Source organism: Microcoleus sp. D3_18a_C4 (assembly GCF_036702415.1).
Lineage (GTDB): Bacteria > Cyanobacteriota > Cyanobacteriia > Cyanobacteriales > Microcoleaceae > Microcoleus.
In genome coordinates, this window is the sequence record NZ_JAUBTI010000014.1 from 62,062 (window position 1) to 77,854 (window position 15,793).

General features: G+C 45.2%; 14 protein-coding genes. 5 read left to right on the plus strand and 9 right to left on the minus strand.

All coding sequences use genetic code 11. The features are described from left to right. Positions 1–37: 37 nt before the first annotated feature. The 3 genes from ahcY (at position 38) to QUB16_RS09820 (ending at position 3,971) form a co-directional block, all read left to right on the plus strand. On the plus strand, positions 38–1,315 hold the full coding sequence (gene ahcY / locus QUB16_RS09810) for an adenosylhomocysteinase (RefSeq protein WP_333109311.1): 1,278 nt from the start codon (positions 38–40) through the stop codon (positions 1,313–1,315). A 169-nt stretch (positions 1,316–1,484) separates the two neighbouring features. Further along, positions 1,485–2,102: a DedA family protein gene (locus tag QUB16_RS09815; RefSeq protein ID WP_333315779.1), complete on the plus strand. Its 618-nt coding sequence runs from the start codon at positions 1,485–1,487 to the stop codon at positions 2,100–2,102. A 444-nt stretch (positions 2,103–2,546) separates the two neighbouring features. Next, positions 2,547–3,971 carry an NADP-dependent isocitrate dehydrogenase gene (locus QUB16_RS09820; RefSeq protein WP_333315780.1) on the plus strand — a complete coding sequence of 475 codons (1,425 nt, stop codon included), beginning with the start codon at positions 2,547–2,549 and terminating at the stop codon, positions 3,969–3,971. A 273-nt stretch (positions 3,972–4,244) separates the two neighbouring features. On the opposite strand, the gene QUB16_RS09825 is transcribed toward QUB16_RS09820, so the two are convergent. Continuing rightward, on the minus strand, positions 4,245–4,853 hold the full coding sequence (locus QUB16_RS09825; protein ID WP_333208294.1) for a glutathione S-transferase N-terminal domain-containing protein: 609 nt from the start codon (positions 4,851–4,853) through the stop codon (positions 4,245–4,247). A 137-nt stretch (positions 4,854–4,990) separates the two neighbouring features. Between QUB16_RS09825 and QUB16_RS09830 the strand changes: the two genes are divergently transcribed. Together QUB16_RS09830 and QUB16_RS09835 are read left to right on the plus strand one after the other, a co-directional pair. Next, a complete protein-coding gene (locus tag QUB16_RS09830; RefSeq protein ID WP_333315781.1) occupies positions 4,991–5,383 on the plus strand; it encodes a DUF2358 domain-containing protein in 393 nt (130 codons plus the stop codon). A gap of 299 nt (positions 5,384–5,682) precedes the next feature. Continuing rightward, positions 5,683–6,855, plus strand: a complete 1,173-nt coding sequence (locus QUB16_RS09835; RefSeq protein WP_333053180.1) for a TRC40/GET3/ArsA family transport-energizing ATPase — start codon at positions 5,683–5,685, stop codon at positions 6,853–6,855. A 340-nt stretch (positions 6,856–7,195) separates the two neighbouring features. Here the strand turns inward: QUB16_RS09835 and QUB16_RS09840 are convergent, their stop codons facing one another. The 8 genes from QUB16_RS09840 to QUB16_RS09875 all read right to left on the minus strand — a co-directional run bounded on the left by QUB16_RS09840 (position 7,196) and on the right by QUB16_RS09875 (position 15,788). Then, entirely contained in the window at positions 7,196–7,489 is a 294-nt protein-coding gene (locus QUB16_RS09840; protein ID WP_333315782.1) for a hypothetical protein, read from the minus strand. Between the two features lie 92 nt (positions 7,490–7,581). Continuing rightward, the gene (locus tag QUB16_RS09845) at positions 7,582–8,355 is read right to left on the minus strand and encodes a DUF2314 domain-containing protein (protein ID WP_190741039.1); all 774 of its coding nucleotides are present in this window, start codon (positions 8,353–8,355) and stop codon (positions 7,582–7,584) included. 69 nt (positions 8,356–8,424) lie between these two features. Continuing rightward, positions 8,425–8,775: a DUF5615 family PIN-like protein gene (locus QUB16_RS09850; RefSeq protein ID WP_015177944.1), complete on the minus strand. Its 351-nt coding sequence runs from the start codon at positions 8,773–8,775 to the stop codon at positions 8,425–8,427. Continuing rightward, a complete protein-coding gene (locus QUB16_RS09855) occupies positions 8,759–9,124 on the minus strand; it encodes a DUF433 domain-containing protein (protein WP_333053176.1) in 366 nt (121 codons plus the stop codon). Before QUB16_RS09855 ends, QUB16_RS09850 begins: the two co-directional genes overlap by 17 nt. Positions 9,125–9,227: 103 nt before the next feature. Then, the gene (locus tag QUB16_RS09860; RefSeq protein ID WP_333312996.1) at positions 9,228–9,521 is read right to left on the minus strand and encodes a hypothetical protein; all 294 of its coding nucleotides are present in this window, start codon (positions 9,519–9,521) and stop codon (positions 9,228–9,230) included. Continuing rightward, positions 9,475–9,762 (minus strand): BrnT family toxin, encoded by a 288-nt coding sequence (locus tag QUB16_RS09865; RefSeq protein WP_190741037.1) that lies wholly within the window; start codon positions 9,760–9,762, stop codon positions 9,475–9,477. The genes QUB16_RS09860 and QUB16_RS09865 overlap by 47 nt, the downstream gene beginning before the upstream one ends. Positions 9,763–9,884: 122 nt before the next feature. Continuing rightward, positions 9,885–12,194, minus strand: coding sequence for a DNA phosphorothioation-associated putative methyltransferase (locus QUB16_RS09870; protein WP_333315783.1), 2,310 nt, complete (start codon positions 12,192–12,194; stop codon positions 9,885–9,887). A gap of 177 nt (positions 12,195–12,371) precedes the next feature. After that, complete coding sequence (locus tag QUB16_RS09875) at positions 12,372–15,788, minus strand: response regulator (protein ID WP_333315784.1); 3,417 nt, start codon at positions 15,786–15,788, stop codon at positions 12,372–12,374. Between the last annotated feature and the right edge of the window lie 5 nt (positions 15,789–15,793).

A 15,793-nucleotide genomic window follows, 5' to 3' on the forward strand; every position in this document is an offset into this window, starting at 1 on the left:
ACTAACAAAGTTTGATGATTTCTGAGAAATAACATACATGGTTGCTACATCCGTCAAGATTAAACACGAAGTCAAAGACTTGTCCCTCGCCCCCTTGGGAAAGCAACGCATCGAGTGGGCCGGCCGGGAAATGCCCGTTTTGCGGCAAATTCAAGAACGCTTCGCTAAAGAAAAGCCTTTTGCTGGCATTCGCTTGGCTGCTTGCTGCCACGTAACCACAGAAACCGCTCATTTGGCAATCGCCATCAAACTCGGCGGTGGCGACGCCGTACTGATCGCCAGCAACCCCTTGAGCACTCAAGATGACGTAGCAGCTTGCTTAGTTGAAGACTACGGCATTTCCGTCTTCGCCCTCAAAGGAGAAGACGCGGCTACCTACGAACGTCACGTCTACACAGCCCTAGACCACCGCCCCAATATTATCATCGACGACGGCAGCGACGTGGTAGCCGCCCTGATCCAGCACCGCCCGAACCAAATTTCCGACTTAATCGGAACTACCGAAGAAACTACCACAGGCATCGTGCGCCTGCGGGCCATGTTGAAAGACGGCGTGCTGACTTTCCCCGCAATGAACGTCAACGACGCCGACACCAAGCACTTCTTTGACAACCGCTACGGCACCGGTCAATCTACCCTAGACGGCATTATCCGCGCTACCAATATTTTGTTAGCCGGTAAAAATATTGTGGTTGCAGGTTACGGTTGGTGCGGCAAAGGCACGGCACTGCGCGCCCGCGGTATGGGTGCTAACGTAATTGTCACCGAAATCGATCCGATTCGGGCGATCGAAGCAGTGATGGACGGTTTCCGCGTCATGCCGATGGACGAAGCAGCAACAGTCGGAGATATATTCATTACCGTTACCGGCAACAAACACGTCATTCGTGCCGAACATTTCGACACAATGAAAGACGGCGCAATTGTTTGCAATTCCGGTCACTTCGACATTGAAATTGACCTCAAATCCCTCGGCGCAAAAAGCACCGACGTGAAAACAGTCCGGTCTTTCACTCAAGAATATCACCTCAATAATGGCAAATCGATTATTGTGTTGGGCGAAGGCCGTTTGATCAACTTGGCAGCAGCCGAAGGACACCCCAGCGCCGTGATGGATATGAGCTTTGCTAACCAAGCTTTAGCCTGCGAATATCTAGTTACGAACAAAGGCAAACTAGAGCCTGGTATTCACTCAATACCCGTAGAAGTTGACAAAGAAATTGCCCGTCTCAAATTGGAAGCAATGGGTATTCACATTGATACCTTGACTGCCGAACAAATTGAGTACACAAACTCTTGGACTTCGGGCACTTAATCATCGTTTATCGTTCCCAGGCTGTGCCTGGGAATGAATGCAGCAAGGCTCTGCCTCCCTCATGGGGAGTCGAGGCAGAGCCTCGTTTTTGATCGTTCCCAGGCACAGCCTGGGAACGATCAAAAAACGAGCAAAATACAAAGTACCTATTACCAATATTTAAATCAAAATGGTTGAATGGATAACTAACACAATGCAGTCGATGAGCTATCTCGGGATTGGCCTGTTGATGTTTTTAGAAAATCTTTTCCCCCCCATACCCTCAGAATTGATTATGCCGCTGGCAGGATTCACGGCCTCAAAGGGTGATGATATGGAGTTAGCGCCGGCGATCGCAGCCGGAGTAATCGGTACAATTCTGGGGGCGTTTCCCTGGTACTATGCGGGTAAATTATTGAGCGAAGAACGCTTGAGGAATTTAGCCGACAAATACGGCAAGTGGATCACAGTATCGGGTGCCGATATTGACAAAGCAAATAGATGGTTTAACAGACACGGCAACAAAGCCGTGTTTTTGTGTCGCCTCGTACCGGGAGTTCGCACCCTAATTTCCCTGCCCGCTGGCATCAATAATATGCCTTTAATTCCTTTTTTACTATACTCAACCGGCGGCACTCTTTTATGGGTAAGTTTCCTGACTTTTGCCGGATATAAACTAGGGGAAAATTATACACTTGTAGAGGAATATCTGGCCCCGGTTTCCAAAATAGTTGTGGTGATTATTGTCATTTGGTGTATTTTGTGGGTTGTCAAAAAGAATATGCAGAAGGAAAAATATCGCAAATAAAGGCAAAAGTTGTGAAAATAATCGGCGTTTATTTGCGTTCATCGGCGGCTACAATCACCATTTTGACCCCACCCAAAAACGCATACAACTTTCCGACAAAAGTCGCGATCCGTTCAAAATTTTAGACTAAGGTTCAACCTCCCAGATTCATGTGTGGAGTAAATCTAAAATCTAAAATCTAAAATCTAAAATCCACTGACTTGTTTCTAGCATCTTCTCAACCGTAGCGCTGAAAGATAGAGAGGGAGATTTGAGGGAAACTTCTGCTATCTTTGCTACTTTTTTAAATTGAGGTTGAAATGGGCGATCGCCCAAAAGTCAGAGTGACGGGCAGCCGATCGCCCAAAAATCCCACTTAAATTTATACAAATATTTAAGATTGGTGGAGGTTTAGGCAGATAATCGTGGCAAAATAGGGAACATTCCTATCCGCGCTGTTAAAATATGTACGAAAAGATTGTAGCCCCGACAACAGGTTCTAAAATTACTTTCAAAGACGGTTTGCCGATCGTCCCCAATGACCCAATTATTCCCTTCATTCGCGGCGACGGTACCGGCGTTGACTTGTGGCCTGCATCCCAGAAAGTCATGGATGCTGCGGTAGAAAAGGCTTACGGTGGCGATCGAAAAATCAACTGGTTTAAAATCTATGTAGGCGACGAAGCCTGCGATGTCTACGGTACTTACCAATATCTGCCCCAGGATTCCTTAGACGCCATCAAAGAATACGGAGTCGCCATCAAAGGGCCACTGACAACCCCAATCGGGGGCGGCATTCGATCGCTAAACGTAGCTTTGCGGCAAATCTTTGACCTTTACGCCTGCGTGCGGCCCTGCAAATATTATGCTGGAACACCATCGCTACACAAAACCCCTGAACTCCTAGATGTAATTATTTACCGGGAAAATACAGAAGATATTTACCTCGGAATTGAATGGGCCAAAGGCAGCGAAATCGGCAAAAAATTGATTGAATTCCTCAATAATGAGTTAATTCCCGCAACACCAGAACATGGCAAAAAACAAATTCGCCTCGATTCGGGAATCGGAATAAAACCCATTAGCAAAACAGGTTCTCAGCGTTTAGTACGGCGCGCCATTACCCACGCTTTACGGTTGCCGAAAGATAAGCAGCAAGTGACTTTGGTGCACAAAGGCAACATCATGAAATATACTGAAGGAGCTTTCCGAGATTGGGGTTATGAATTAGCAACCACCGAATTTCGCGAACAGTGCGTAACTGAAAGAGAGTCTTGGATTCTGGAAAACAAAGAAAAAAATCCCGACATTAGCTTAGAAGATAATGCTCGCCAAATAGACCCAGGATACGATGCTTTGACCCCTGAAAAACAAGCCAAAATTCGTCAAGAAGTAGCCGACGTTCTGTTTGCAATTTGGGACAGTCACGGCAGCGGCAAGTGGAAAGAAAAAATCATGGTCAACGACCGAATTGCTGACAGTATTTTTCAACAAATTCAAACCCGACCGGCCGAGTATTCGATTTTGGCGACAATGAATCTGAACGGGGATTATTTGTCCGATGCGGCCGCCGCCATTGTCGGTGGATTGGGCATGGGCCCCGGTGCGAATATTGGTGATGAATGTGCAGTTTTTGAGGCGACTCACGGCACTGCACCTAAACACGCTGGTTTGGATAAAGTCAATCCCGGTTCCCTGATTTTGTCCGGGGTGATGATGTTAGAATACATGGGATGGCAGGAAGCCGCAGATTTGATTAAGAAGGGTTTGGGAGCGGCAATTTCTAACGGTGAAGTTACTTATGATTTGGCGAGGTTGATGGAGCCGCCGGTGCCTGAGTTGAAGTGTTCGGAGTTTGCTGAGGCGATTATTAAGCATTTCGCAGATTGAGTTTGAGGGCTTTTTTTGAACGGGCTAGAAGCCCGTTCCACAATTAGTAAACTTGCTTTGTGGGGAGTAGGGGTTGGGCTTCTAGCCCGCCCGCTGTGGATTGAGAACGGGCTAGAAGCCCGTTCCACAAAAGTCAATTTGCTTGTGGGGAGTAGGGGTTGGGCTTCTAGCCCGCCCGCTGTTTATTAAGAACGGGCTAGAAGCCCATTCCACAAAAGTCAACTTGTTTGTGGGGTGTCCCGCCCTCCCGAAAATACAATTTAGATGTGCTGTTTATAATGATGGAACAGCCATGCCGCGCTCAACTGCAGGACGCTTCTGCAAGGTTTCTACCCAACGTTTGAGGTGGGGATGGTTGTCGAGGGTTAATCCTTGAAATTCGTAAATAGCAACCCAGGGATAGGTAGCAATGTCGGCAATAGAATAGTCGCCGCAGATGTATTCGTATTTTGCTAGTTGAGTGTCTAATACTCCGTAGAGGCGCAAGGTTTCTTTTTCGTAGCGCCCAATCGCATAGGGAATTTGTTCGGGTGCAAAGCGTTTGAAGTGGTTTAGCTGACCAAACATCGGGCCGACGCTGGCCATTTGAAACATCAGCCATTCCATAACTTGAAAGTATTTTTGTTTGTCTGTGGGCAGAAATCTGCCGCTTTTTTCGGCAAGATAGATCAGAATAGCGCCGGACTCGAAGACGGTGATGCCGTTATCTCGATCGACTATCGCCGGAATTTTGCTGTTGGGGTTGATGGCGATGAATTCTGGGCTAAATTGGTCGTTTTTTGTGATGTCGATGACGTGCACGTTGTAGGGTAAACCTATTTCTTCGAGCATGATCGAAACTTTGCGACCGTTGGGGGTAGTAAAAGTGTAGAGGTCAATCATAGTTGTGATGTTAAGTTGAAAGTTTGCAAGGCAGGAAATAACCCGATATACTATCACAATTTGGACGACAATTGCGGATTTTTGCTCTATTGTGTTAAAATTCTATTCTAATAATAGAAGAATAACGCTCGCTCGAAATGGACATTATTGAAATTCTCAAAGACGATTATCAAAGATTTCCCGATAATCAGACTTACAGCATCTATGCAAAAGATGTTTATTTTGAAGATCCGGTGAATCGATTTACAGGAGTCGAGCGCTACCGCAAAATGATCGGGTTTATGGGGACTTTTTTTCAGGATGTAAATCTCGATTTGCACGGGATTTCGCAGTCGGGAGATACTATAGACACTCGCTGGACTCTGAGCTGGATCGCACCGTTACCTTGGAAACCGAAAATGGCGATCGCCGGTAGGAGCGAACTGAAAGTCAACAGCGACGGTTTAATTGTGTCTCACATAGATTACTGGGACTGTTCGCGGTTGGATGTGCTCAAACAGCTTGTATTTCCGGTGAAGACTAATGTTTGAGAATTTTTCTTAGGTTTTTTAGCAATAAGAAATAGTGTTTCAAGAGCGAGATCCCTTTTTTAACCGCAGATGTTAGCAGATAAACACAGATGAACGCTGATGGATTTTTATTTGTTGCAATTGATATCTGAGATAAATAATTTTAACTGATATTGACATGGCAGCAATTTCGTGTGTCGCCTGAAATGCGCTGTGTTCAGCGGTGCGCGATCGCCCAAATTAATTACCCACAAAATTAATTTCCTTTACATAACGTTACAATATAGGAGTAAACTACTTTCAGGCGAGCTAAACAATCAATGCGCTTAATATTAATGACTGGAAAAGGCGGCGTCGGCAAAACCTCCGTAGCCGCTGCGACAGGGCTGCGATGTGCCGAATTGGGATACAAAACCCTAGTGCTGAGCACAGATCCCGCTCACTCCTTAGCCGACAGCTTCGACATGGAACTCGGACACGATTCGCGGCTGGTGAAACCGAATTTGTGGGGAGCAGAATTAGACGCTCTCAGGGAATTAGAAGGCAATTGGGGAGCCGTTAAGCGCTACATTACTCAAGTCTTGCGAGCGCAGGGGCTCGAAGGGGTGCAGGCTGAAGAATTAGCAATTTTGCCAGGAATGGATGAAATCTTCGGTTTGGTGCGAATGAAGCGGCATTACGACGAAGGCGAATTTGATGTTTTAATTATCGATTCGGCTCCGACGGGCACTGCATTGAGACTGCTAAGTTTGCCGGAAGTTGGCGGCTGGTACATGAGAAAATTTTACAAGCCGCTGCAAGGCATATCAGCCGCCCTTAGACCTTTAGTGGAACCTATTTTTAGACCAATTGCGGGTTTTTCTTTACCAGACAAAGAGGTGATGGATGCACCTTACGAATTTTACGAACAAATCGAAGCTTTGGAAAAGGTTTTAACTGACAATACTGTGACTTCGGTAAGGTTAGTTACCAATCCCGAAAAAATGGTAATTAAAGAATCTCTGCGCGCTCATGCCTATTTGAGTTTGTACAATGTAGCCACAGATTTAGTAGTAGCTAACCGGATTATTCCCGCAGAAGTAACTGACCCATTTTTTAAACGGTGGAAAGAAAGCCAGGAACAGTACCGTCAGGAAATTCACTCAGATTTCATGCCGCTGCCAGTTAAGGAAGTGCCACTTTATTCCGAAGAAATGTGCGGTTTGCCAGCTTTGGAACGGTTGAAAGAAACGCTTTACAAAGACGAAGACCCAAGTCAAGTTTATTACAAAGAAAATACGATTAAGATCGTGCAGGAAAACAATCAATATAGTCTTGAACTGTATTTGCCCGGAATTGCTAAGGATCAGATCCAGTTGACCAAAACGGGAGATGAGTTGAATGTTCGGATTGGGAATCACCGCCGTAATTTGGTGTTGCCGCAAGCTTTAGCGGCGCTGCAACCTTCGGGGGCGAAGATGGAGGATGATTATTTGAAGATTAAGTTTGCTTAACAAGACTTACGCACGCTTCTACCTAAAAAACCCGGTTTCTAGGAAAAATCGTGGATTATCCCTTGAGATATTCACGCAGAAACCGGGTTTTTGGCCCGCGTGCAGGTATTGAGCTATTCAGCAGACTTACGCCATTCTTGTCCGAGGCGAACTGCTTTGTCAAAAGTAGGATGGTTGCGTCTGCGTTTATGAGACAATGACTTTTGTAATGGTATCAATTCCGATTGTATGGGAATGATTTAACCGCAGAGGGCGCAGAGGGCGCAGAGTCTCCAGAAGAGAGAGATGAATAATTCCCATGTCAACGGATTTGATATGAAATGCTGCTGGCTAGACACAATTAACAGGACTCAGCACGAAGGACTTCGTTTAATGCCTCATCAATCACTGCATCGCTGACACCTCGGCGCTTCAAACTTGCTACTAAGGCTGTCACTGTCTCGCTCTCAAATCGTTCTAAATCAACGCGCAAATCTTGACCGATATAAGCACGAATTAATGGCTGATAACCCGAAAAACCCAACAAGGGTGCAACTTTCTTTAGATATTCCACAACATCTTCGGGCATACGAATCGTCACGCTAGTCATTGGACGGTTGCGGTTTAATCTCTGCTTTAATGCTTCAACCTTCATACTCTGCCCTCTCCTGACGAGTTGCTTTACGTGCTGAAATAAGTTGCGGCTCTTGTACCCGGTAAACAATTCCCTATTATAAGCCCCACCGATTATCTTAGAAAATCAGTAATTTTATTCCATTTCATCACTTCCGCCAAGTCAATCGCCGTCAACCCATCAGGATTCTTAATCATTTTATCAGCGCCATACTTTAATAATAATTTAACAGGAGTTAAGTTGCCAGCCAATGCCTCACATTGCAGCATAGTCCAGCCATTTTCATCAATTTGATTTACAATGGTAGGATTTTCACTTAATGCAGAATCAATTTTTGCAGCCATATTCTCACTCATTGGATGCTCGCCGATTTCATATTCATCCTTATTTCTTGATTCTTGATTTAAATAGCTATCGGGAACAATTCGGATTTCTCTCGGATCGCCGAATTCCAAACCCCAAGCATCATCATGCACACGCCTTCGATCGCTATTCATTGTAAGCCGTATTGCATTAACAGTATATGCACCATAAACCATCCCATCAATAGAATATATCCAATCATTGATATCGTTGAAGCCCATCACAATCTGGTCGCCCGATCCAATTCCATCTATCCATCTCGGATCGTTTAATAAATCTCCACTAACTTTCAGACCATCAAAATTAACATTCTCCACCCACATATGTTCAACTGATGGTGCAGAATCCGTCACCTTTCCCGTCGGAAATCCAAGTTTTACTGCACTTATATCCAGCCCAGGAATTATCCGCCGCCTTTCCCATGACAACTCACGCCAAAAATATTTAAATGATTCGCGTGCCTTCTTGCTAGCAAGATTTATATCCGGGTCATCACCCTGAAATCGATAAATATTTTGACTCATTTACCACTCCGCAGTTGATTGTTAGAGGTACTTCTAATATTAATATACATCATAAGCAGGTTAAGTATATCAAGGGAAAGGGATGAAAAGAATTCGACCTTCATATTCATCAGGCTGACTGCAACAAATAAATAGTTCTAAATCATCAATGATCTTACCAATGGGTGCTGTTGCAATAACCTCAATAACTCCAAGCATAGGTAGTCCTTGATTGACTCGCTCGTAGGCATACATCGTAATAGTGGCCACATCATGGGTAAGTAAGATGCGTCCTTCATTAGCCGCCCATTCTAAAATATCTGGATCGTCAGTGTGAATCAGCCCTACATCTTGGACACGAACAATATCTAATTCAGGCAAACGTCTCACCAGCCCACGCAATATGGCTCCATTAAAATTTTCATCAGTTAGAAGGCGCACTTGGTATCGACTCCCCTTTTGACTGATAACGAGTAAGCAAACGTTGTCTCAGATCAACTAAGTTGTGTTGTCGAGAAAGTTCTTGTCTCAGTTGCTGAGATTGTTGGCTGCGCTGTTCCAAATAACTGTCAATTTCCTGACGATGGTTTAGATAGTAAGCAATGGTACTGTATATGTCTTCTAAGCGAACAACTGAATACTGAATAGCGATTTCTTCGGGAGTGGAGCCATTGTGGTATGAAGCAAGTATGCTATCTAGGGTGACTCGACTCGAACCTATACGGATACCTCCCGCTTCATCCCAACGGAAAGGAGGAGAGGTTGCTTGGAATTTTGCTGGGGCGCTCATTAGGGACATATTCTACCTGACTTGAACTGTATCAAAACATTGTAGCAAGAAGCCTAATGCTTTGTCGGAAGGTAATGAAAGCCAACCATAATTATAGCTGTCGTTATGCTGGCTTTGCTACGAATGCAGGATAGGTTTTGTGTGCATCTGCATAAATCCTAAGTGCTACAGACATTTGTTGTTGGGCAGTTTCTCCTTGTGCCTGAAACCAAGCAAATGTTTCAGGATCGACTTGAACTGGCATAGTAATAGCCGACTGAGGCATTCGTAATTGCGCTCTAGTAAAGAACTCCTCCGATAGTGGTGGACTATCGGAAGTATCGATATCTTCATCGCTCATTGCGTCGATTCTAGCCCAGTCGGTTTGTGAGGTATTGTTCATAGCGTCTGCGTTCATAAGACAGTGACTTTCGTAATGAAATAATGCGAACTGTTTCCCGATCGGGTTCCGTGTAGACAACAACTACAACTCGTCCATCAAGTAAACCAATACCGATACATCGATCTTCACCATAATCCTCTCGCTCATCTAATTCTACAACCATCGGTAGGTTGAAGATACGAAAAGCATCAGCGAAGTCAAACCCATGCTTTGCAAGGTTGCTTTGATTTTTACGCTCGTCCCACTCAAACTTCATGAACTTAAATCTAGCACATGAGCCAAGTTTAGAACAAAAGTACCAATATTTGACCACATAGCACAATTAAAATGCTATCGCCCCTCGCTTACCCTGACTAAAATCATAATCTGCTTCCATGACTATTCCTCTCCCTCTTCTTTCCCATCCTCTGTGCTCTCTGTGCCCTCTGCGGTTCCTTCAATCTTTCCTGCATTAAACTCAATCTTTTTCTGCTGACGTTCCGACGCAGCTTTTTGCAGCATTTTCAACTTTTCGGGGTCAGCATTCGATCGCCAAAACAACTTATGATCCTTAATTTTAACGCAATTTTCCTCCAAACACTTCATCCATTCCCGATGTTTCTTAACTACGCCACGATCGAGAATACCTAACTTTTCTTCTTGGCGGGTGAGTTTCGCAAACTTGTCATAATGCGGATAACTCTCAGTAACAAAAGCTTCTTTTCTCACTAAAATTGGCGGATTGTACACATCAGAATAGTCTTGATAGCTCACAGAAAGGTCGCGCAAATCTATGTGCATAGAAGTGTGAAGGGCTGGATGCGGGTTAGTGTCAAAATCGGGATAAAATAGATAGGAAATCTGAGGTCTGCGAGCGTAAAATTTGATGATTGTCGCGCCGTCTAGTCTGCCAATTGTGCGGTTGGCGCAGCCTTCGTAGAGCCTGAGCAAAGGGTCTAGTTCTTCTAATGCAGAGACGTGAACTGAAAGAGTACCGGGCTGTTTGTAGCCGATCGCACTATCTTCGCAGCAATCCGCCACAATATCAGGTTTGCTCAGACTGTATAGCATTAAATCTGCCAAAGTGCAAGCTTTTTGATAATTGTCAAACAAACCTTTGATGTCATTGCGGATTTGAGCCGGGAGTCCGCGGATTGAAGGCCGATCGCCCAAACCGTTCAGAGCCAGATACACCAGCAAATCCTGGCGGCGCTTGTCGGCGATTTTCTCCCAATCATCCGCATCCGTTGCTTGCAAAATCACCCTCCAAGCGCGATTAAAACTGTGAAATTCCTCCTTAATCGCCGATTCTTCCGCTAGTTCGCCTTTAACAGGAAGGCGGCCCCGATCGCTCACAAAAGCCATCAAAGGAGCCAACATTTCCGCATAATCCTCAAACCGCTTAACTTGCGATCGCACCCTGGGAGTCGATAAGTGCGATCGAAACCGAGAAGCACGAAAACTTTCACCCTCCGCCGCATCCCGAAATACAAAATAAATCCCCAAAGCCACAGGAATTGCATCTACACTCAAAACTTGGTCGATATAAACCTTCAACTCTTCTTGTTCGTAATACTTCTGAAAAGTATTCCGAGAAGTAATCACCCCATCCCCGTAAGCAATTTGACCTTGTTGGCGATCGTCAATCAAAACCTGAGCCGCTACAACTAATAAACTCTTAGTTAATTCCCAAGCATTCAGCAAAGCTTCTCGGCGTTCCGCCAAAGATTCAATCACATTAATCACATAACCAATATTCACAATATCAGCACAAATTCGCGGAGTATCCGGCTGATAGTATGGGTCCCAACCAGAAATAGCATAACCCTCTTGTGCAATATATTTAACATCCCCGCCGTAACCGCAACCGTAATCAAAAAAAGTCGCCCCGTCCCTCACTAAATCAGCTTCTAAAACCAGACGCAGGGGTTTAGAAAGCGAATTGCGTACCATTGCAGCTTTATGTCGCTCGATTTTAGGAATTGATAGCTCACTATTCTCCTCTTTCAAACGCTCGACAACAGTATGATCTTGGATTTCTACACCGCAATATCCCAAATATTTGAGCCAACCTTCGCGAGTTCCGATAACGCTAGTATTGTCAAGCAGTCCCCACTTTTCCTCGCAGCGAGTCAGCCTCGCAAACTTTTCGTAATTGGGATAATCCGCAGCTACAAAAGTTTCCTTACGGTGCAAAACCGGGGGATTTTCGCTGTTGCTGTAATCGAAATATTTAACTTCCCCTGTTGCTAGATTAATTTGGATGCTGGTTTGCAAAGCAGGATGAGCATCTGTATCGAAATCAGGGTAAAAAAGATAAGATATTTTAGGTTGATGGAGTGAAATTTTAACTAAAGTTGCTTCATCAATATTTTCGAGAGTGCGTCTGGCACAATTTTCGTAGATTCCGATGACTGGGTTGAGTGCTTGCAAAGCCGAAACGTGAACGTAAAAAGCCGTAGGTAATTTTTTTCCCACCTTGCTTTCCCGACAGCAGCGAGCCACTTTTGCTACTAGATTGTCCACAGAAAAATTATTGATTTCATCGAGCGGGTAAGGCACAGCATTTACAGAATATTGCTCAGAAATAGCCTCTTTTTCATACAATAAAACTTCGCGAGCAAAAACCATCAAAGGCGTTAGCAGTTTTTCCTCGTTTTCTAAGGAATTGCTATTTGAAATAGTGTTTGTAATGGTATCGTAATTCATAGCTAAATTAATTATTTTTTTTAAATTAACCGCAGAGAACGCAGAGAACACAGAGTGAAGAAAGAAACAAAGAAACAAAGAAACAAAGAATTTATTTCTTAGTCCGCGTAGGCGGACTTCGTTTGTTTAGGCGCGATTTCAAGCGCCGACTAATATCGATTAATAGCGACTAACCGACTAACCAAACATTCGAGTTTCGACAAATTGTTGAACTCTGGCTAAATGATTTGACAAACTCACTAATATATTTTCAATCCCCTCAATGGTTAACAATTGGGTCGCTGGTGCTTCTGATTGGAAGCTTCGCGCTTGATGCTCCAATTGTGCGGCCAAATCCGACATCAGAGCAACTCCCACATTAGCAGAAGTTCCCTTGAGACGGTGGGCTTGATATTCCACAGCTTGCCAATCTTTAGCTTCTACGGCGATTTTGGCAGTAGCTACATCAGCTTGCGCGTCTGCCACAAAAGCTTGCAAAAGTCGCTCTGGCAATTTAATATTAACTCGTCCGAGTTGCTCCAATCTGCTCTTGTCGAACAGTCCGTCGCAGTCTGCGTGTTCCCAAGTTTGAAGTGCGATCGCCCTTGGTGCCGGCACAGCCACAACCTGCGCTTTTTCCACAACTTCTGTATAATTTGTTGCTAAGTGAGATTTATTTTCCGAGTTAATACTTTTTACTCCATACTTATTTTCACCCTGAAAATTTAGGGCTTCATACTTTTTCAGAGCCGCCGCCAAAGCATCTAAATCTACAGGTTTGCTGAGATAATCGTCCATCCCCGCCGCCAGACACTTTTCTCGTTCCCCCGGCATAGCATGAGCAGTTAAAGCCATCACAAAAGTATGCCGATCGCTTCCTTCGATTTCCCTCAATTTTTGCGCCGCTTTGTAACCGTCAAGTACCGGCATTTGACAGTCCATCAGCACTAAATCATAGCTTTTTTTTGCCAGTAAATCCAGCGCTTCTTGACCGTTGACCACGCAGTCAGCCTGATAGCCTAAAACGGCCAACTGTTCGACAATAACTTGTTGATTGATCGGGTGGTCTTCCGCCAGCAAAATTCTCAGCGATGACGGCGAATTGGGAGTAACATATTGAGAATTAACTGCTGGCAATTTGCAAGTATTAGCAGCCTCCAAACTCCCAAAATCTCCTGTTCCCTTAACCGACGCAAGCATTGCCTCAAGCAGGCGGCTTGGCCGCACAGGCTCGATCAAATACCCGTTAAAACCCCCACTGCAAAGCGATTCAGCCTTCGGCTGTTCTCGCAAAGCAGTCATGGCGATTAACGAGCCAACTGTCGAGGTCGATCGCACTTTTCTAGCAAATTCCTCCGCATCCAACTCCGGCATTTGCAAGTCCACAAGCACCACATCCCAGCTTTTTCCCCTCTCCCCCGAATTCTGAGAAATCCCGCCCCGGGCCTTGTTCAACCAAGTCAAAGCCTCAGTAGCAGTTTCTGCCTCGTCGCAGCGGGCACCCCAACTTTGAGCGAGCGATCGCACCGCTGCCCTCCTCAAAGCGCTTTCCGATACTACTAACAGCTTCTTGCCCGCAAGTTCGGGATCGTGAGGCTCAACTGGCAACTGTTTTTCCAAAGGTACAGTAAACCAAAAAGTAGCACCGCTGCCTAGCAAACTGCGAACTCCAATATCGCCTCCCATCATCTCCACTAACTGCTTACAAATAGCCAAACCCAAACCCGTCCCGCCGTAAGGCCTAGTAGGAGAATCGTCTACCTGAGAAAAAGATTGGAACAGCTTTGTTTGCCCTTGGGCCGAAATTCCAATGCCAGTATCCCGCACGGAAAATAGCAATCTTGCTTCTTGTCTACCGTCTGCCTGTCGGTTGCCCTGTTTCACAGTTACGTGAACTAGAACTTGACCGCGATCTGTAAATTTTATGGCATTACCCGTCAAATTCAGCAAAACTTGCTTCAATCTGCCCGAGTCGCCCACCAACTTTCTCGGCACTGAGCTGTCAACTAAAATATTCAATTCAATACCTTTTTCTTCTGCCAAATGCGCTATTATTTCTATCACCGACTCAACGCAACTATCCAAATCAAAATTAGACTTTTCCAGCCGCATTTCTCCAGCTTCAATTTTAGAGAAATCAAGGATATCATTAATAACACTTAGCAAATGTTCAGCACTGCGGTAAATCGTCTGAGCACAGTCCCGCTGTTTCTGTTCCAGAGGAGCGCGCAGCAGCAATTGAGCCATTGCCAAAACCCCATTCATCGGAGTGCGAATTTCGTGACTCATGTTCGCCAAGAATTGCGACTTCACCCGGCTGGCTTCTAGGGCCGTTTCCCGCGCTTCCACCAACTCATTAATCTTGTCGGCCACCATCACAATTCCCCCGACTTTCTCGTCTGGATCGTACCAAGGGTGAGCAGCCCACCGCAGGTACATAACAGAGCCGTCTGCTCGTTCCCAAGCATCTTCGCTCACAGAAACTACCTCACCTGTCAGCACTTCTTGATACATCACTTTCCAGCGATCGGGCGTATCTGGAAACAATTCGTAATGGCTGAGATTATTCAGGGACGGCAAGTCCAAATTAAATTGAGTAACCCATTTTTTAGAGTTAGCCATATAGCGCATTTCCGTATCGAACATCGCCATTGCTACAGGCACGCAATTAATAATTTGTCTCAGTTGCAGCCGTTCCCTTTCCAGAGCATCTTCCGCCTGTTTGCGCTGAGTAATGTCGCTAATCATGCCGGCCATCCGCAGCGGTTTTCCTTGGGAATTCCGCTGAGCTTTTCCCTGAGAAGTGCAGTAGCGGTAAACACCGTTCGAGTGTAGCAGCCGGAATTCTACATTATAGTCTATTTCTTGTTCCAAGTGAGCGGCGATCGCCGCGACGATTCCCTCCTTGTCATCGGGGTGCAGGCGGTTGTATAGAGCTTCCATAGTCCTGCCAAATTGCTTTCGCGACAAACCGATAATTTCCAAAAGGCGATCGTTCCAATAAACCTCATTTTTACTTAAATCCCAATCCCAAATTCCGTCGTTCACTCCCTCTAAAACTAACCTGTACCGTTCCTCACTTTCCTTAAGTTTTTGACTGGCATCAAACGCCTTAGATTCGGCGCGGTAAACGCGAATGGCATTGTACAAACTGCGAGACAAACTATCAGGAGAAAGCTTATTTTTAGCGATATAATCAGAAGCTCCCGCCTTCATCAATTCCACAGCAATTTGTTCGTCGCCTTGACCGGTGAGCACAATTAAGGGAACTTTAAGCCCCGCTTCTCGTAGATTTTTTACCAAACTCAGCCCGTCTCCGTCGGGCAATCCGTAGTCGAGCAATACGCAGTCAAATTTGCACTCAAATATTTGATTTAATAGCAGCCCCTTTTCTGTCTCTTCAACCTCGCTTAAAGGTTGAGATTTATTTTGTTGGGAGAGTTTCGCGGTAGCCTGAGTAGAAGTTTTGCTGACCGAGAGTTGTGCCAGCGCATCCGCGCAGTCTTCTGCTTCAGTAACTTCTGCCGAAACACCAGCGGACTTGAGCGATCGTTTGATCGCCATTCGATCGACTGCATCGTCATCAACTATCAGAATTGTGAGAATTTTGTCCATAAAAA